This is a genomic window from Xenorhabdus griffiniae (assembly GCF_001028135.1).
Lineage (GTDB): Bacteria > Pseudomonadota > Gammaproteobacteria > Enterobacterales > Enterobacteriaceae > Xenorhabdus > Xenorhabdus bakwenae.
In genome coordinates, this window is record NZ_LDNM01000049.1 from 56,290 (window position 1) to 76,289 (window position 20,000).

The 20,000-nt window shown below is 41.4% G+C and carries 14 protein-coding genes; 7 read left to right on the forward strand and 7 right to left on the reverse strand.

The features are described from left to right. Positions 1 to 31 precede the first annotated feature (31 nt). The 5 genes from AAY47_RS11715 to ydgH form a co-directional block, all read right to left on the reverse strand. Positions 32 to 2,473, reverse strand: a complete 2,442-nt coding sequence (locus tag AAY47_RS11715; protein WP_235428347.1) for a fimbria/pilus outer membrane usher protein — start codon at positions 2,471 to 2,473, stop codon at positions 32 to 34. Positions 2,474 to 2,613: 140 nt separating this feature from the next. Beyond that, entirely contained in the window at positions 2,614 to 3,300 is a 687-nt protein-coding gene (locus tag AAY47_RS11720) for a molecular chaperone (RefSeq protein ID WP_047770086.1), read from the reverse strand. Positions 3,301 to 3,395: 95 nt separating this feature from the next. Then, entirely contained in the window at positions 3,396 to 3,926 is a 531-nt protein-coding gene (locus tag AAY47_RS11725) for a fimbrial protein (protein ID WP_047770088.1), read from the reverse strand. 917 nt (positions 3,927 to 4,843) lie between these two features. Next, a complete protein-coding gene (locus AAY47_RS11730; protein ID WP_047770090.1) occupies positions 4,844 to 6,235 on the reverse strand; it encodes a basic amino acid/polyamine antiporter in 1,392 nt (463 codons plus the stop codon). Between the two features lie 548 nt (positions 6,236 to 6,783). Further along, positions 6,784 to 7,737, reverse strand: a complete 954-nt coding sequence (ydgH, locus tag AAY47_RS11735; RefSeq protein ID WP_047770128.1) for a DUF1471 family protein YdgH — start codon at positions 7,735 to 7,737, stop codon at positions 6,784 to 6,786. Between the two features lie 386 nt (positions 7,738 to 8,123). On the opposite strand from ydgH, the gene pntA reads away from it, so the two are divergent. Next, positions 8,124 to 9,659 (forward strand): Re/Si-specific NAD(P)(+) transhydrogenase subunit alpha, encoded by a 1,536-nt coding sequence (gene pntA / locus AAY47_RS11740; protein ID WP_047770091.1) that lies wholly within the window; start codon positions 8,124 to 8,126, stop codon positions 9,657 to 9,659. A gap of 25 nt (positions 9,660 to 9,684) precedes the next feature. Then, entirely contained in the window at positions 9,685 to 11,073 is a 1,389-nt protein-coding gene (gene pntB / locus AAY47_RS11745; RefSeq protein WP_047770130.1) for a Re/Si-specific NAD(P)(+) transhydrogenase subunit beta, read from the forward strand. Positions 11,074 to 11,636: 563 nt separating this feature from the next. On the opposite strand, the gene AAY47_RS11750 is transcribed toward pntB, so the two are convergent. Then, complete coding sequence (locus tag AAY47_RS11750) at positions 11,637 to 11,897, reverse strand: LCI fold-containing protein (RefSeq protein ID WP_053014272.1); 261 nt, start codon at positions 11,895 to 11,897, stop codon at positions 11,637 to 11,639. A 300-nt stretch (positions 11,898 to 12,197) separates the two neighbouring features. On the opposite strand from AAY47_RS11750, the gene AAY47_RS11755 reads away from it, so the two are divergent. The 4 genes from AAY47_RS11755 to AAY47_RS11770 are packed head-to-tail and all read left to right on the forward strand — an operon-like array spanning position 12,198 to position 16,781. Then, positions 12,198 to 12,935 carry an ABC transporter ATP-binding protein gene (locus AAY47_RS11755; protein ID WP_047770093.1) on the forward strand — a complete coding sequence of 246 codons (738 nt, stop codon included), beginning with the start codon at positions 12,198 to 12,200 and terminating at the stop codon, positions 12,933 to 12,935. Then, a complete protein-coding gene (locus AAY47_RS11760) occupies positions 12,928 to 14,124 on the forward strand; it encodes an ABC transporter permease (RefSeq protein ID WP_047770094.1) in 1,197 nt (398 codons plus the stop codon). Before AAY47_RS11755 ends, AAY47_RS11760 begins: the two co-directional genes overlap by 8 nt. Beyond that, positions 14,117 to 15,553, forward strand: coding sequence for a TolC family protein (locus AAY47_RS11765; RefSeq protein ID WP_047770096.1), 1,437 nt, complete (start codon positions 14,117 to 14,119; stop codon positions 15,551 to 15,553). Before AAY47_RS11760 ends, AAY47_RS11765 begins: the two co-directional genes overlap by 8 nt. After that, entirely contained in the window at positions 15,546 to 16,781 is a 1,236-nt protein-coding gene (locus tag AAY47_RS11770; protein WP_047770097.1) for an HlyD family secretion protein, read from the forward strand. Before AAY47_RS11765 ends, AAY47_RS11770 begins: the two co-directional genes overlap by 8 nt. Before the next feature lie 10 nt (positions 16,782 to 16,791). On the opposite strand, the gene AAY47_RS11775 is transcribed toward AAY47_RS11770, so the two are convergent. After that, a complete protein-coding gene (locus tag AAY47_RS11775; protein ID WP_047770099.1) occupies positions 16,792 to 18,456 on the reverse strand; it encodes a cyclic peptide export ABC transporter in 1,665 nt (554 codons plus the stop codon). 460 nt (positions 18,457 to 18,916) lie between these two features. Here AAY47_RS11775 and AAY47_RS11780 point away from each other — a divergent pair, with 460 nt between their 5' ends. Continuing rightward, positions 18,917 to 19,927 carry a tyrosine-type recombinase/integrase gene (locus AAY47_RS11780; RefSeq protein ID WP_152669805.1) on the forward strand — a complete coding sequence of 337 codons (1,011 nt, stop codon included), beginning with the start codon at positions 18,917 to 18,919 and terminating at the stop codon, positions 19,925 to 19,927. Positions 19,928 to 20,000: the final 73 nt, after the last annotated feature.

The window sequence follows — 20,000 nt, forward strand, 5'->3', positions numbered from 1 at the left end:
TGAATATACCGTCATTGTCATTTACAAGAGATTATTCGCAAGAGGCTTCAAGCATATACAAACCTGAAGCAGGCTCTTCACCAGAGAGTCGATAGTTGGCATAACACTCTTGCATTTCTTTATATCCCCATTTAACCCATATCCGACCAAATTTAGGAATACCACTGAGATAAACTTGCCCATCATTACTGACAATCGCGCTGTTGGGAACATCAATATCCTGCTGTTTTTCCAGTGTCGCAGTTGCACCAAATGGGATCTCTTTGCCTTGATAAGAAAGTGTCAGTAAAGCGCGATAACCAATACGAGTCTGGAAATTGGCCAGTGCCAGTGAACCCTGGGTTGGAATAATCGTTTGCGTATTGATATCAATATCAACGTTGTTACCCATTGAATGCGTATCCAGCGCAATACGGTTTTTCCGATAGCTACTGGCATAAGGCACAATGGCATAGCCTTTCCAGTCAGTTTTGATACCGGTATGGTTTTGCACCTTGACTTCTGAAGCACCATTGGCGCGTACTAATACCGATGTACCTCCCAACGGTTGAGAAAGGGTGATACCATACGGATGGGCAACAATCCCGCCATTTAAACCATAAGTCAGTTGCCTGGTATATTTGTCGTAATTGTAACCCGCGCTGACTTGGCCATAGGTTCCTTTATATTCTGCGCTGATATTTCCGCCAACGCTTTGATTACGGTTAGTGTAATTTTGCTGAATGCTATAAATCAGATTGTTATCTTCAAGAGCAGTACCATTTAAACTGACTTGATGAGATGTATCACTGTTTTTGCTGTTGATCATGTTATAGCTTACCCAGCTGTTTTTCAGCCAACGATCAAAGGGAACCTGCATGCTGAATGAAACAATTTGCTCACTGCGATTTGAACCGGGGAAAGCGCTGTGAGCATAATTCAAGCTATAATTAATTGAATTGTAACTTGTGTTATAACCCGCGCTGATATTCCTTTCGTAGCCTTTTTGATGCCAGTAATCTTGTTGAAAAGCAGATAAATAAATGGTTCCCCAATCTCCAAGGGTTTGATTAATATGTAATTGCAATTTACTACGTTTATTGCTGCTCCTTCCATCGATTGCCGTATTTAACTCATTCGCTTCTTTAAAATCGTAAAAATGTTGTGTTGAGTAACGATAACCTGCGAGAGTGAAGTTAGTGCCTGTCTGGGATAGATCTTTGGCATATTGGAAACGGTACGATTGACCATAATTGTTGGAGTTCGGCATTAAATTGGTTTTAGCGTAAGTTACATCAAACGAAAGGGAACCCCAGTCAGAGAGACTATAGCCTGTACCCAAAGCAATGGATTGATAATCTTTTGCAATCGTACTTCCACCATAGGCAGTGACATGATTAGAAATACCATAAATCATCGTACCCTGCATGAAATAGGGTGTTTTTCCACGGTGAGATTGGTATTTTCCCAAAGTCAGTGAATGTCGCAGGCTATTTTCCCGTAACATAATCGGCACAGTGGAAAAAGTTTGCACAGAACGATGTTCTTTCCCATCAGCTTCTTTAACAATGACCTCTATATCTCCGGTGGAACTTGTTGGATAGAGGTCATTGATGACAAAAGGCCCAGGAGAAACATAGGATTCATAGATAATGTAACCATTTTGTTTGATGGTAACTTGCGCATTGCTTTGGGCAATTCCTCTAATTATCGGTGCAAATCCTTTTAAGCTATCGGGCAACATATTGTCATCGGAAGACAATTGCATACCGCGAAACTGAAAGCTATCAAATATAAGTGAAGGTGTGTAACTGTCGCCAAATATTAATTGGCTTTTCAGTGCATGAATATCTCGCTGGAGGTATATATTGATATTCTGCCATTTTCTATTTTGACTACTGTAAGTGGAATAATTGCGCAAACGCCATGCTTCCCAATTAACGCCCGTCCTCAGGTTGAGAAAATGGTTTTTTGTTGAATCTACTTGATCATCCTGCCAGGTCATGGAGCCACTATAGCTATAACTGACTAACAGGGACGTTAATCCCTGATCCCACAAATGAGGAGGTACGTAGTCTCTCGCCTGACTCTTCAAGGCTGCTTGGGGAATACTGATATCCAGCCGCTGATGTTTGAAATCGAAAGATGTCGATGCGGATGGAATATATTGGTCAAGATCGGCAATCCCCGTTTCTTGCGGCAAAGTAAGCAGCGTGGGAAATAACTCAATATTTACCCCCATTTTCCTGAGCTGCTGTATCTTAATTTCGGGAGATAACTTGTTATTGACGATAATAAAATCGACATTCCCCGTATCTACTTTTTCCCGATTAAGATAAATATCCACCCAATAACGCCCGGGAGGCTGTTGATCTTGAGTAAAGATAGAAAGATCAATATCTTCAAAGCCTGAATGGATTTCCAGTGCATTGATGTTGAAATACTCTTCAGCGTAAGCCTTATTGTTATACATCCAAAGAGATGTGGTTAACAATGCACAAAGAGGCACCCTACAAGATAGACAATGCAAGTTTAGCTTGATAAGTAATGTCCAATTATCAGGACTATTTTGTTGAAGATAATGACGATAGTTATTCATAATAATAAATTTTTAATTGTGATATACCTACTATCCTACAACTCACGTCTTTCTTCTGGTGTTACGCCACCAAAATCATTAATCGTTGTCCAGGTCACTCGATTGATATTTTTAATAGGAATATCCCAATTCTCTTGTTGAAAAGGTGGGATCATCCCCGCAGATTTAATCTCGTAATTTTCTGCATTATTGCCGGTGGTCAACACAGAAAAAGAGATATAGTAGGGCGTTGGGTTTTCTGCAATGAGTTTGTTTCCATCGGTTTTGAACTTCAGAGCCTTATAAGCAATACCGGCATTATTGGCTAAATTGGCGGGGCGATAGAATAACTTAAACCGAGATTTTACCGTGATTTGCAATTGATTCTGTTCTGATTTAGTTGTAGCAGGAATAGATTTGATATTGAGCCAGAACAAAGATTCTTTGTCATCAGGTAATCCATTGCCAATTTTAACAATTCGTAAAACATTCTCATTCTCGGCTGTTAATTTAAAAAGAGGGGGGGTGATAATAAAGGGGGCTTTAGTTTCATCATCTTCACCTTGAACCCACGATTGAATGAGGTAAGAGATATCCGTTTCTGGATTGTTAATAGAAATAGAGGCTTCTTTTTGGTCGCTGACATAAACAACACGTGTACCGCCGATGACGACGCCTGCAAAAGAACTATTAGTACTGAAAATGTAGATAAAAATAAAAATTAAAACGCGCAAATATTTCAAAGCGGTCGCTCCAAACAATATTTAAACCAGAGTGATATTGTTTTGGCTTCCCTGCCATAACTTCCTTTAGTTACAGGTAGTTAGTTATAGATAAGTTAGTTATAGACAATCGTGAAGTTAGCGACTGCGTCACCCGCACCTGGAGTCACGGTTTCAGCCGTTGCCATGTATTTAGCAATAAATTTCAACTCTTGTGTCTTTCCATCTGAAAAATATTGAAGACGTGAATTTCTTGCCAGATCGATCGGGGTACTACTGTCATCTTCATAAAGTGCAATTGCGACGCCTTGGGCTGGATTCTCTCCGCTATTACTATTTAACGACAACAGTCTGTTACTGGCTCTGTCTGACCGGCCGTCAAATTTGACCTGAGCTTGGCGATAATCTTTCGGGCAGTCGGTCAATTTGATACTAAAACGGGTAGCGGCAGAAGTACTATAAACCCCAGTAAATGAACTTGAGCTGATAGTTCCCATATTTACGGTTTGATTAGCCGAATTTGAATCGATTTTACACGCACTGGCGGTAATTTTTCCCGTAAATTTAATTTGCCCATCAGCAGCATGAGCGGCGGACATAAATACAGATGAAACAAATAAAGATGAAATAATTAGCTTGGTTTTCATTTCTTAATTCTTAATGCACCTGCCTCTGACACACTTATTCTACAGAGAAACAGATTATTGTTAATGTTAGTGCCGTATATAAATACGACCACGGATTACTTAAGCTTATTTCTGAAAAATAACACAGAAATAACAACTCATATTTTCTCATCAACAGATGAGATAAAAATATAGTAGCGAATAATTAACAAATATAAAAATAATAACTTGACTAATCTCATAATTTGAAGTTTTAAGCTATTATGAAAGAATTAATAGAATTGTTATGCATAACATAGATTTTTTTCTGAACATAAATGAGGTTTTATTCTATTTTATAAGATTAATTATTAATTGATGACATTCTGTAAAAATAAAATAACACAAGGCACATAATATATTTAAATTTCTCTTTTTTTGTTAAAATTTTAACCATATATTATATAGTTATTATTTATTTGTAACGTGACTTTTATTTTTTGATTTTTGTATCTAATTATTTTAATTATGTAAGAGCTAAAATCTAGATTTAGGCTAAATGAAAATCAATTGCATCTGATTAAAGTTAATTTTTTATTGATAAAATCTTTATGACAGATACCCTGCCATAGTTCAAGTTATATACATTTTAAGAATATATTGATATTAAACCATAACTAATTATTATGATTTGGTTGCAAAATGACCTGTTGTCGCTTTTTTAGTTACAACATTTATTAAATATAAAAAATCTATAAAAACACCATTTCAGGTAGGGCTAGTGAACGAATTATTCACTTTCTAGATTTATTAAAGACATAAACCTAACAGTAGGGGCATCTGTCCTCAATTATCAGGCGTCACACCAAAGGTCAACAAGGGACATAAAAAAACCGGCACAAAGGCCGGATTCTTTGGACGAGTTGATTTTTGAGGGTACGCTGTGTTGTAAATGATGATTAGTGCATTAATTGCCATGTAGACGGAAGCGCTATCAAGAACAAAAACACAATAGTCGATTTTTCTGTAACAGTTAACGGTACTCTTTCCTGATTTTGTCTGCGTGCGTACAGAAAAACCAGCAATCCAGGAACGTATAGTACTATCGAGAGTAAGAGGTTCATTAGGCCCGAAGCATAAAGTAACCATAACCCATAAATACAAGAACCCAGAGCAATAGAGAGTAAAGCACGGCTACCACGTTGAAAGGCAACTTTCACTAAAAATGCACCGACAAGAAAGTAGGGGACAAGGATCATCTCAGAAGCGATAGAGAGTAATGTATTGTAATTACTGCCGCTTAACCAAATTAAAACCAAAGCGAGTTGAACCGCGCCATTTGTGATCCAAAGTGATGATGCAGGGGCTTTTTGGCTGTTTTGTTTTTTGAATACGTTAGGGAATGAACCGTGTAAAGAAGCGATAAAGGGGACTTCTGCTGCCATGATTGTCCAGCTCAGATAAGCTCCGCAAACAGAGATGATCAAGCCAGCAACAATCACAATTTCACCCGACGAACCCATTAACCCGACCATTAAAGTTGCCATAGAAGGGTTACGCATAGCCGCTAATTCAGGTCTGGTGACCAACCCTAGTGAAAGCAGGGTTACCAGTACATATACCCCTAATGCTGAAATCACAGCCAGTATAGTGGCGATACCAATATCTTTGCGTCTTCTGGCTCTGGCTGAAACAACCACCGCACCTTCCACGCCGATAAAAACCCACAGTGTAATTAGCATCGTGTCTTTAACTTGCTGCCAAACCGGAACACCCATCTCAATGCCGCTGAAATCAAAAGAAAACACATCCATTTTGAAAGCGATGACAGCTAAGATAATAAATAGGGTCAACGGTAATAATTTTGCCAATGTAGCCAGCAGGTTAACTCCCGCCGCTGTTTGTACACCACGCAAAACCAATCCGTGAACAAACCAAAGTAGGATGGATTCACCTATTAACGATTGCCAGGTATTGCCATCGCCAAAGATAACTGAGTGTTCGGTATCAGTGAAAAAACTTAACGCAGCAAAAACGATAACCAAGTAAGAAACATTGGCAATAATGGCACAGAACCAATATCCCCATGCAGAACAAAAGCCAACTAACTCGCCAAAACCCTCTCTTGCGTAAGTAAAAATACCGCTATCCAAATCAGGGCGCAGTCGTGAAAGTAAAAGTAAGGAAGTGGCTAAAAAGAGAATACCTATGCCTGTTATTCCCCAACCAATCATTAATGCAGCAGGACTGCCTATTTGCGCCATGTTTTGCGGCAAACTGAATACGCCGGCACCGACCATAGAACTGAGTACCAGTGCGGTCAGAGACGTAAGGCCTAATTTCTTTTCCAAAGATACGTTCCTAAAAAAATATAATCGACACGATTAGCCAGAACATTTGTTCTGAATATCGAACACATATTGGACATTTATTGCATCCATGCGATGGATTGCAGAACGGATTTAGTCGATAAATCTAAAAACAGGGCGATTCTACGGAGTGAAAGGAATGTATGCAATGGGTTACTATGCAAAAAAATATAAATTTTATGCATAAAATTATGCAGAGGAGTAAGAAAACAAATTACGGATAATTTTTCTAATGTGTGTTATTGCCTTAATAAACATGGCGATGATCACAAGATAAGCACTTTAGATAATATTAGTTATATATTTTACTCTATTGAAACAAATAACAAACAATTATGTAGATAGCATTAATAAAAAGGAAGGATAAACAGGCTAATCTGCAAATCATACCACACCATCATGTTGATTAATTGTTAATTTTCAGGAAATTATTGGTGCAAATAAATAGCGAAATACCAAAAAGAGCCGATGAAAAAGGCACAAAGAATATTTGTGCCTTTTTCATGAATTGCTGAACTACGATACGATGATTATTTGAATAAATCTGCACTGATGGTAACGTTACCACCATTAGACTGCCATTCTCGTGTGATATGGTAGTATTTTGCGCCTTTCTCTGCTGCACGTTTAGCAACCTGATAAGAAACTTCAGGTGAGGTCGTGTAATAACCAGAAAAAGTGACGGAATCGAATGGAGCCATCAGAGCGGCGGAGGCTTTATTTAACTCTTGAATTTTTGTGCCATCAGGTAAAGTTACTGTGTAACGCCCACCTTTTGATGACTGGGTTTCAAAAAAGTGCCCAACCACATTGCTTGTTGAAGTTGAAGAAGCAACACCTGGAATTTCAACTTTCTTGGCTTCCTCTCCGCCCTGAGCCAGAGCCTGGCGCCCTGCTTCAGAATCGGCCGGGATCATAGCTTCACTAGACTGAACCTTACGTTTGGGCGCATCTTCTTTATAAACATAGGCTGTGACTATTTGGTTTCCACCATTATTCGGTGCAATATCACGGACAATAAAGAAAGATGCAGCATCTTTCTTTTTAGCTGCCTTAGCGATAGCTTCTTTCAGGTCAGGATCAGTCGGAAAATAACCATTCACTGTGACAGTATCGAAAGGCTCTAAAATAATGGCTTCAGTTTTAGGTAACTCTTTGATGCCACGATAGATGCGATAATTAGGTGTTTTATCTGCTTTTTCCGCATCTTTATGGTACAAATCGGCGACAACACGCAAATTACCTCGTCCATTAAGATCATCAAGACTTTGAATGTAAAAACTGTCAGCGCCTTTTTTATCGGCCTGACGGGAAACCGCATCCGCCGCTTCATAAATTGCATTAAAACGACCAGTAACTGAGATCCGCTCAAAAGGTTTAAGCTCTGCCGATTGCTCTGGAGTTAACTCTTTAGCCGCATGTGCAGCGGTCATCGTGGTTAGTGAGAACACCGCAGTCGCGATGATCGTTGTCTTCAGCTTCATAAAAAATCCTTTCGCCTTGCGCATTAAAATATTTATAACGTGCTGAACATTGTTATGCATCACATAGAACGCAATTATTACATGTAATAATGCCAATTGTCGCAAGAAATTATGCCTTCTAAAGAAACGATTGCTAACTTTTAGTTTATGACACTAAGAATTTTACTGAATATGGTAAATTATACGAGCTAAATAATTGTTTACATTAAAAGGTCATTTTGTTTTTCTGATTTCATGATAATTCGTTGATATTATTTTCATTGAGTTACTATTTGGTATTCTATTGATAGATTTTGCTGATAGCAGCAATAAAGCCAATCTAATCGTTAAATAGGCATCAACAAGGTAATAATCAGCAATATTTCATTCTTAAAGAAGGAAACATTATGCGTATTGGTGTACCAAAAGAGCGACTTTCCAATGAAGCGCGCGTTGCTGCCACACCATCAACCGTGGAGCAATTGCAGAAATTGGGATTTAACGTCACAGTTGAGACAGGAGCAGGGCAACTTGCCAGTTTTGGCGATGTTGCTTACCAAAAAGCAGGGGCTGATATAGCAGAAGCCCACCAAGTTTGGCAATCAGATATCATTTTAAAAGTAAACGCCCCTGAAGATGATGAAATTGCCTTAATGAAAGAAGGTGCTGCGCTGATTAGTTTTATTTGGCCAGCGCAAAATCCGGCATTAATGGCAAAATTAGCAGAACGTAAGGTCACTGTTTTTGCTATGGACGCCGTTCCTCGAATTTCCCGCGCACAGTCGTTAGATGCCCTAAGCTCAATGGCAAATATTGCGGGTTATCGTGCTATTGTTGAATCCGCCCATGAATTTGGTCGTTTTTTCACGGGGCAAATTACAGCGGCAGGCAAAATACCACCAGCAAAGGTTATGATCATTGGTGCAGGGGTTGCCGGATTAGCGGCAATTGGTGCAGCCGGTAGCCTTGGTGCAATTGTCCGTGCTTTTGATACACGTCCAGAAGTCAAGGAACAAGTACAAAGCATGGGAGCTGAATTCTTGGAATTAAATTTCAAAGAAGAAGCGGGCAGTGGTGACGGTTATGCAAAAGTGATGTCAGAATCTTTTATCAAAGCAGAAATGGCCTTGTTTGCTGCACAAGCAAAAGAGGTCGATATTATCGTTACAACGGCATTGATTCCGGGGAAACCGGCACCACGGCTAATCACAAAAGAAATGGTTGATTCCATGAAACCGGGCAGCGTGATTGTCGATCTGGCTGCTCAAAATGGCGGCAACTGTGAATATACGCAAGCCAATCAAATTGTTATGACAGCAAACGGGGTAAAAATTATCGGCTATACAGATTTACCCAGCCGGTTGCCGACCCAATCATCACAACTTTATGGTTCAAATCTGGTCAATTTGCTGAAACTCCTGTGCAAAGAAAAAAATGGAGAAATCACCATTGATTTTGATGATGTCGTTGTACGTGGCGTCACCGTCATTAAAGAAGGTGAAATCACATGGCCAGCGCCCCCTATCCAGGTTTCAGCCCAACCAGCAACTGCCAAATCGACGCCAGTAAAAAAAGAGGCGAAACCAGCAGAAAAGCCGAAATCTCCGTGGCTGAAATATGGCGCACTCGCACTAATGATAATCCTGTATGGCTGGTTAGCACATGTTGCGCCGAAAGAATTCTTATCTCATTTTACTGTTTTTGCCTTGTCCTGTGTGGTGGGTTATTACGTTGTCTGGAATGTCAGTCACTCATTGCACACACCATTAATGTCCGTCACCAATGCGATTTCCGGGATCATTGTGGTTGGTGCCGTACTGCAAATTGGTGAAGGGGGGTGGGTGAGTTTCTTCTCATTCATTGCGGTGTTAATTGCCAGCATCAATATTTTCGGTGGCTTTACGGTCACTCAACGTATGCTGAAAATGTTTCGTAAAGGATAAGGGGTAACTTATGTCGAACGGAGTAATATCGAACGGAATAGTGACAGCAGCCTATATTGTTGCCGCCATTTTGTTTATTTTCAGTCTTGCCGGGCTTTCCCGCCACGAAAGCTCCAGACGCGGTAACATTTTGGGTATCGTTGGGATGGCGATTGCGCTGATTGCCACGATATTAGGGCCTGATACAGGTAAAGTTGGCTGGATTATTTTAGCGATGGTCATCGGTGCGGTTATTGGCATTCGTCTCGCCAAAAAAGTGGAGATGACTGAAATGCCAGAATTGGTGGCTATCCTGCACAGTTTTGTCGGATTAGCGGCAGTGCTGGTTGGGTTCAATAGTTTTATCACCCATGATAATTTTGCCAGCTCTATTATGGAAAACATACATCTGACAGAAGTTTTCCTTGGGGTATTTATTGGTGCCGTAACCTTTACTGGTTCGGTTGTCGCATTTGGTAAATTACGGGGAAAAATCTCTTCCAGGCCATTGATGTTGCCACACCGGCACAAACTTAATCTGGCAGCCTTGATCGTATCTTTGGCCTTAATGTTCACCTTTATCAAAACAGACACTGTTGGCCTGCAAGTTTTCACTTTACTGGTAATGACCGTTATCGCACTCGCTTTTGGCTGGCATCTGGTTGCCTCAATTGGTGGGGCAGATATGCCGGTCGTTATTTCCATGCTGAACTCATATTCAGGCTGGGCGGCTGCCGCAGCCGGTTTTATGCTGAGCAATGATTTGCTGATAGTCACAGGGGCATTAGTCGGCTCTTCGGGGGCAATCCTTTCTTATATTATGTGTAAGGCGATGAATCGTTCCTTTATCAGCGTCATCGCGGGTGGTTTCGGTACTGATGGCCATTCTTCCGGCGATGAACAAGATCTGGGAGCGTATCGGGAAACAACTGCGGAAGACGTCGCTGAACTGTTGAGAAATTCCACTTCGGTCATCATTACCCCAGGTTATGGTATGGCCGTGGCTCAAGCACAATATCCTGTGCATGACATTACAGCGAAATTACGTGAGAAGGGCATCAATGTTCGCTTTGGCATTCATCCGGTTGCGGGGCGGTTGCCAGGCCATATGAACGTACTACTTGCCGAAGCTAAAGTTCCTTATGATATTGTCTTAGAAATGGATGAAATTAATGACGATTTTGCTGAAACAGATACGGTTTTAGTTATAGGCGCCAATGACACCGTAAACCCTGCCGCCCAGGAAGATCCTTCAAGCCCTATTGCTGGCATGCCGGTGTTGGAAGTCTGGAAAGCACAAAATGTCATCGTATTTAAACGTTCGATGAATACGGGATATGCCGGAGTACAAAATCCATTATTCTTTAAAGACAATACACAAATGTTGTTTGGTGATGCCAAAGAGAGTGTAGGTGCCATCCTTCGGGCTTTATAATTAAAAGGATATCAGGCAAAAAGCTTCGAGTTATAACTTGAAGCTCTTTTCTTATTCTTTTATCCTTTCACCTTCTTGCATTTGATTATTTTGTCTAAGATTACAATAAAAATCAGATCCCGTTCCCCGATAAACTGCCAGCGTAACGATCTTCATGTGCTTTAACTCCAGTATTCTGGGTACTGAGATGAATAGATAATTTGAGTTGTTTCCTTCTTAATTCTGCATAGATACGCTGAAGCAACTGACGGCCTGTCAACGATGATTTTATTTCCTCCATTGCCTCATTAAGCTACTTAATTTGTTCATTATTATAGTTAACAAAAGAAATATCTTGATTTTTATAAAACCACTTCATCCTGAAACTCTCTTGATGATGAGTTTCATCCTCGTACAATACATATTATATAAATTCATGTAATAGTGTTTAAAACTATTTAATAAGGGAAACTAAGAGGTATTTTTTATAAAGAAACCCAAAGCCCCATTGTTTTAACAGGGCTTTTAGTACTAAAAATATTCTAACAAGAGCATCTTCAGTATAGTTTTAATTTTCGTTACTTTTAATTCCCTTTATATTGAGCTGCCCAAGCAACAGTTCCGTTATATGAACATTGGAAAGAAGGCCCTTGATAATACCATGTAATCCCATCACTTTTAAACGTATTAGCAAAACTGTTATAAGGATTGACAACATATCTCAAATACACCCGTCCATTATCAGTTGTTGCCTGAGATGGACATTTGTCGAATGCCGATGCAGTCCCAACCCCTCCGATTAAAGCCGCAGCCAACGCCCCAACCGTCAATAATTTCTTAAACATAAACATTCTCCTGTAATAGTTTTAGAATTTAAAACTCAAATATATTACTTATAAAGTCTTATTTGATAACGCACACTAAATCTAAATCACCACCTGACGATGTTGCAATTTTAAAATTTAGAAAATGACTATATTTTTATATTCTGGATTAGAAATGCAATCTCTATTATCATAATTTATGAATAATAATGATTTAACTATTATTCACGCAGAGAAAATAATATAATTACAACGCAATTCACCATAACAATATTTATTTAAGGTTGGTAGATATTAAAGAGAGAGGATATTATAAAAACAATGGATACTATAAATTCGATTCATCCCACAATACCAATATCACCTGTTATCAATATGCAACGGTTAACCCATATTTATCAACAGGGTGAAAAGAATCAAATATCCGTTCTAAAAAACATTACTGCCCAAATTTATGCCGGTCAGAGCTGTGCTATTGTCGGAACATCGGGTTCAGGTAAAAGTACCTTATTGAATATCCTTGGTTTGCTGGATAAACCCACCTCTGGTGAGTATTTTCTTTGCGGCGTCGATATGTCAACCGCCGATGCTGACCTCCGAGCCAGAATGCGCAATAAAGAAATTGGCTTTGTTTTTCAAAATTTCCATTTGTTAGCCGGAATAACAGCCACAGAGAACGTCGCTTTGCCACTTCTTTACCGCGGTATTTCTGCCTCACAAGCCTATAAAATTGCCAGAGAAAAACTGCATTTGGTTGGTCTCTCACATCGTGCTGCTCACTATCCGGCAGACTTATCCGGCGGGCAGCGACAACGGGTAGCACTCGCCCGGGCATTGGCCGGAGAACCCTCGTTACTGCTGGCTGATGAACCTACTGGCAATTTGGATCGCCAAACCGCAGAAGAAATCTTATTGCTACTTTCTTCTCTTCATACAGACAAAGCGATGACGCTGGTCGTAATAACCCACGATGCTATGGTTGCGAACCATATGCAGCGTGAATTACGTATCGTTGACGGTCAGTTGCATGAAACCAGAGGGATGACAATACATGCATGATAGCAACTATGGCATGTCGGTATTAATGATCTGGCGAGAAGCCTGGCGGAACTTAATGGCAACGGGGAGAAGTACTCTGCTGGCTTTATCGGGTATCGCTATTGGTTGCGCATCTGTTGTGGCATTTGTTAATACCGGACATAACGCGACACTGGCTGCGTTGAAGATGTTCAGCGGGCTTGATATCAACGTCATTACAGCAAGTCTGAATTCCTATAATCATGGGGTTGATAGTCAGTCAATTACCATGGCCGATCTGACAACCGCTATTCCGGGTTTATCTTCCGCCGCCCCCTGGATCTATTATCCTTCGCCCGGGCGCTATAACGGGAAAACAGAAACCTTTACCATGATAGGCTCCTCTGCGGAACTAGAGGAAGTCATGCAATTGCGGCTTCGTTATGGCCGTTTTATCTCTGATTATGATCAACACTCGCCTTATGTGGTCATTGGCAATGAAGTTGCTGTTACCCTTAGTGAAGGGAAGCCATCCCGTCTACTTGGTAAGCAGATTCAGCTTGGTAACTATTTATACACCGTAATTGGTATTTTCGCTATAAAAGGGCAAAACCCTATCTTTCCTTTTTCGCTGGATTCGGTGGTGATTGTGCCTATCAATGCCATGCGAAAAATCTCACCCAATACCGATTTGAATGGCATCATCGCTCGCACCATAACAACCGCAACCACAGAAACCGATGCGAAGGAGTTATTGGCGGTGCTAAAGCGCAAGTTTCCGGCGGTTGATATTGACGTTCGGGTAGCCCAGCAACTACTGAAAGGGCAGACAGAACAAAGCAAAACCTTTTCGTTTATGTTGATCGGGTTGGCGGGCATTTCACTGCTTACCGGCGGCATTGCCATTTCAAATGTGATGCTAATGAACGTTTCCGCCCGCCGAAAAGAGATCGGGTTACGTATGGCGTTAGGTGCAAGAACGCAGGATATCCGGCGTCTTTTTTTGTATGAAGCGGCGGCACTGACTTTAGCCGGTGCCATTCTTGGTACACTGACAGGGGTTATCGTCTCCTTTCTTTTTGTCCGTTATTCTGGCTGGTCATTTTCTTTAGCCCCTTTATCTATTCCTTTAGGGATAGGTAGTTCTGTCATGGCGGGACTTATCTCCGGTTTTTATCCCGCACATAAAGCCTCTCAAATGGAACCCGTACAGGCATTACGTGATGATTAAAAAATATTTCCTTTATGGCTCTCTGAGCTTGTTTTTCCTTTTTCTCCAAACAGGGCTTTCTGCATCTGAACAGGATTACAATCTGCGTCGGGAAGCCTCAGAAGAGGCTATCGGCTTGTCATTGAGTGATGCGATATCGCTTGGTTTAAGGAATAACTACGCAATCCGTAGTGTTTATCTGGATCGTATTGCCCAGAAATTTGACTTACGGGTGGCAGAAGATCGATTTACACCAAAACTACAGCTAAGTGGGCGTTACATTGCGGGTAAAAATCAGGATGAAAACTTCAGGAAAACCAACCTTTCTCCGAATGCCACACTGCTCACTCCGTTGGGAACGCGTTTCACTCTTTCCTGGACGCGCGAGAACACGAGAGCCGGGGTAAACAATTTTCATAATGATGGCGCAAGTATTACTGTAGTACAGCCTCTCTTACGGGGAGCAGGAACCGATGTTAACAATGCCCCGATTTTACTGGCTAAACTCCAGGAGCAAACCAATCGGTTGAATTTAAAAGCGACGATTTCCGATTCAATCACGCAAATAATTTTCGCATACCATGCATTACTCCGTGCGCAGGAGCAACAATCATTATCAGTTGCTTCCCTTAAGCGGATGCGGAAATTAGTCGGAATTAACAAAGAGTTGATTGATGCAGGCAGAATGGCCCAGACCGATATCATACAAACACAGGCTGATTTGGCAATGCAGGAGCTTTCGGCCAAAGAGGCGGAAAACAATGTGCATTCCACAAGGCTGGCATTACTTAAGTTACTTGCCCTAAACCATAAAACTCCCATCTATGCGACAGATACGCTAAAAGGAACACAGATCAGTCTGCATATTGAACAATCAATTGCCAGGGCACAAGCCCAGCAGCCTGATTACCTTATTCAATTACTTTCTGCAAAAACCGCCGATATTCAATTATTGCAGGCCCGAAATAACCGGCTCTGGGATTTATCACTGGTAGGCGGTGCATCTCAGGATCGTTCAACTTCTGAAACCCGGAACTGGGAAAATTTTGTAGGTATAAAATTGGATATTCCAATTGGTGATATGACTCAGAAACAAGCAGAAGTTCAGGCGAAAGTCAATGTCCAGAAGCAAGCCTTACGCCTGGAGGAGGAAAAAGCACATTTGGAACAAAAAGTCATTAATGCAATCCGTGATACAGAATCACGCTGGCAGGAATATCAACTGGCAATAAAAGCCAGTTCACTTTCTCAAAAGAAACTCAACATTGAACAGGAAAAGTTACAGGCTGGCCGATCCAGCAACTTTCAGGTTCTGAGTTTTGAAACCGACCTAAGAAATGCCGAAAATGCACGCCTGAATACGCTGATTCACTATCTCAATGCTCAGGCTGAACTGGATCAAATTCTTGGTACTACACTGGAAAGCTGGGAGATAACACTCAATGATTAAACGTTATCGATGGGTCATCGCTGGCATATTTATTGTGGTGGCTTGTTTTTTTACCTTTTTATCCTTAAAGCAATCGCCAGCTCAGGAGTCAGTACAATGGATTGAGGTAAAACAAACTGTTATAGAAAAACGGCTTGGCCTGGTCGGCCATCTACAATCTGCACGTCTTGAAACTATACCCGCGCCATTTGATGCCATTATCAAACACGTTTTGGCCAAAGAAGGACAGTGGGTGAAAGCAGGTCAGACATTAGTTATGCTTGATACCCGAAAGATTGATATTGATCTTCGGCAAGCGCAAGTTGAGATGATCAAAGCCTCATCAGTCGTTGACCAATTGCATGACTGGGAGAATAGTCAAGAAGTTATCCGAGCCAGAAGAAACGTCGAAAATGCAAACCATATGGTTATGGAACTGAAAAATAATCTCGCCAAAACCCAGGCTCTGTTTTCACGGGGTATCGTGCCAAAAATGGAAGTGGAAACTCTCCAGCAGCAACTTCGCCGACAACTCACGGAACTTGCTTCAGTACAGGACGATCTTGCATCCATTCGACAAAAAGGAAATATTGACAACGTCCGTGTTGCAGAAATGGAGCTGAAAAATGCAACAAGCCGCTATCAGGCGCTACAAGAACAATATCTACATAAAGAAATCAAATCTCCATTTTCGGGTGTTGTGCTTAGGGCAACACAGGGAGAAAGTAAGAAGCTCTTAACGATTCAGACAGGCGTTCGGGTGACAGAAGGAATGCCTTTACTGGAAATTATGGACACAACCCAATATCAGGTACTGGCGCAGGTCGAAGAAACCGATCTCGCCAAACTCAAAGAAGGGCAGGCAGTAAAAATTAGTGGGGAGGGATTTTCTGAGCACCCTCTGGATGGCGAAATTGAAACCATTGCGATGCAAAGCGTGAGTACGGATAAATCAGGTTCAGCGATTTATTATGATGTTGTGATTAAAGTGACTTCATCCCTGAATCAGGGCTATCCCATCAGGCCCGGAATGAGTGCCAAAGTCAATATTGTTATTTATCGCAATGAACAGGGAATGGTGATACCAGAAGCAGCACTAATTCGAGCCAGTAATGAACAATTAACCGTAAACTGGCGTCCGGATTTAAACAGTCAGGCTATATCCCGCCAGGTCACTGTTGGTGAGGCTATGCCGGAAGGGATAGAAGTTCATGGGCTGGAAGAGGGATTTATCGCATTGCCACGCTGATTATCCAGCCTTACAGTACGGTCTCATCTTTGACAAGAAGTCGGCCATTTTCCAGCTTGATACAATGGTCAGCCAAGTGGAAAAAACGATCGTCGTGTGTAATCGCCAGCACGGCTTTACCACGTGCGGCTAATTCGGGCAATAATTCCTGATAGAATACCGTCTTAAACAGTGGATCTTGATCAGCCGCCCATTCATCAAACAAGTAAAATGGCCGGTCTTCCAAATAAGCAACCACCAAGGCAAGACGTTTCCGTTGTCCCAGTGACAAATCACGGGTCGAGAAACAACCGTGCTCAATCTTTACCTTGTGATCTAAATGTAGTTTAGCGAGTAACGCGTTAGCACGCGCATCCAGCGTTGAATCTGAGTCACTCAGACCGACCAAAGTTTCGAAAAGGTGGAAATCAGAAAAAATCGCTGAGAATAATTGTCGGTAGTTTGCTCTGTTGCTGTCAGTAATGACATGTCCATCAACGGTAATGACGCCACTTTCAGGTGCATAGAGGCCGACTAAAAGCTTGGCGAGTGTCGTCTTACCACTGCCATTGCCACCGATCAGAAAAGTAATTTCTCCTCTTTTAAGTTCCATATCAATGGGACCGAGTTGGAATACTTCATCCTCTCTCTCCCGATAATAGTTGTGGGTAAGGCCAGACAGGCGTAGTGAGTGAACTTCACCAAATTCGTTAGCAGAGATTTGCTGACCAAAGTGATCTTGCTCATTCAATTCAGCAAGTACATTTCCAATGCGGTGCAGCGACACACGAGCGACATTCAGTGTTGGAATACTGTTTAACAGCCCATCCAGGGGCATCAGCATAAACAGAAAAACAATCAAATAGCCAGCCAAAGTCGTTGTTCCAAGAGATGGCATCACAGTCGGGGCGAATATCACTACGCCTAAGAACACATAAAATAAGAAGAGGATCCAGCCAGAGCCAAAAGCATAAACACTAAAAGCACGAGTACGATGCTGGCGTACCGCATCAATTTCACTGCTAAGTGAGCGGGTAAAAAAAGACTGGGCGCGTGAGAAATGCAACTTCAACTCTTTTGCTCCAGAAAATAAGGCGTTGAAGTGATTGAAAAGACGATCTTGTGCCTTGCCTGCTGCTTTGAATGAAGAGATCGCTCTGGCGCCGCCAAGACTATAACCGAGTGAACCAATGATGACTACAGCCAATGCTAAAGAGAATACAGGCCAGGATAACCAGGCCAGATAACCGAGGCAGCCTAGTACGATCGCTCCCTGCATTATGATATTGGGCAAGGTGAAGAATAATATTGATACATTAGTTGTATCATCAGTAATAATGGACTGCCCCCGAGAAGTACCAAGTAGCTCAATCTGACGAAAGGGGGCACGAACAACGCGCTCTGAAATAAGTTGGCGCATCTTCGCTATTGTGTTCTGGCTTAATTTAGCGAAAATCACGCCACTCAAAATGCGACAGGTAATAGCCAGCACAGCCAGGATACCGAAAGACCAAGCGAATGAAGAGTAATTTTCGCTGGGGATTGTCACTGCTCTATTAATTAATGTAATCAAAGAAACACTGGAAATGCCATTGGCGATACTGGCAAGGACAGCAATGGTAAGTGCCCAGCGTGAACGGAACAAAAGTGAGAATAAAATTTGATGAGCAGGTTGTTTTATTGTCGATATGTTCATTTATGGGTCCATAAATTATGTAGGTTACTAGCCAAAGTATTTATCCTTTCTGGCGAAGGCGCTTGTCCAGTAAAGGCTGGCTAGGATAACGGCATTGTATCACTCTGTTTCATGACGTATCCTCAACGCACCTTAAATACATTATAATTATTAACATAAACCAAATTTCCCTAAAACGTATCAGATAAAATAAGTGATAACGTCATAAAGCAAGCCAGTCGAAACCCTTTCCAGGGTCATTACTAATCATTAAAATAAATTTTCAATAAATTCAAAGCATTATGATACTACATGTTTAGCGTATTTTTATCGCCATTCATCTACTTATTAAAATATACATTTGAAAAAGTAAGATTTATTGAATAAGATGACGTGGGTGATAAAGCCATAATTTTTTACAGAGCGTAACAACCAAGGCGCAGCTAAGCTGCACAAAAAACAAACCACCAGGAATAGGGAAATGGAAATGTCAGTTCCGTTCGATCATGAAAATAACAGTGATAAACAATCATTGATTGTGCCGAACGATCATCAACAAGAACAGGGTATGCTGATGTCGCTATCAGCAACGGGAAGACAGATATATGACAATCCCGCCATTGCTTATCTTGTCAGTCTTGGATCAAAACGCAGTCGCCAAACCATGAAATCTTTTCTGGATATCGTGGCAAAAATGTTGGGATATCAAAATGTGCAGGATTGTACCTGGCATGCACTTCGTCGCCATCATGTTCAAGCCATTATGGAAATGCTTTCAGATTCGGGTAAAGCCCCTGCAACAATTAATACTTATCTCGCCGCCTTGAAAGGAGTTGCATTGGAAGCATGGACAATGAAACAACTCGACACAGACAATTTTCAACATATAAAACAGGTGCGATCTGTCAGAGGAAATCGACTGCCGAAAGGCAGAGCACTTGAGCGTTATGAAATAAAAACTTTATTCTTTACCTGCGAAAATGATATCAGCACAAGAGGGTTACGTGACGCAGCTATCATTGGTGTGCTTGTGGGGTGCGGGCTTCGTCGTTCAGAGATTGTTTCACTCGATATGAAGCACATTATTCGTCGCGAGCAGGCATTAAGAGTGATGGGAAAAGGTAATAAAGAGCGGTTGTCCTATATGCCGGAAGGAACATGGGAACGTTTAAATCGTTGGGTGGATGAAGTGCGTGGAGATCACTCCGGCCCGCTTTTTACCCGAATTCGTCGTCATGATGATGTCACTGATAATCGTTTATCAGATCAAGCCATCTATCACATCCTTGAGACACGCAGAATAGAAAGCGGATTGGAAAAATTTGCCCCGCATGATCTGCGCAGAACTTTTGCGTCAGCCATGCTGGATAATGGTGAAGATATCGTGACTGTCAAAGATGCAATGGGGCATTCAAGCATCACTACAACCCAAAAGTATGATCGCCGTGGAGATGAACGTCTAAGAAACGCCGCCAGAAATCTGAATTTTTGACAGGAAAGGGCCGCTATCTTGCTCTATTTTTGCGATCAAATATTATTCGAAATATTTTTACCTTTCTTAAATA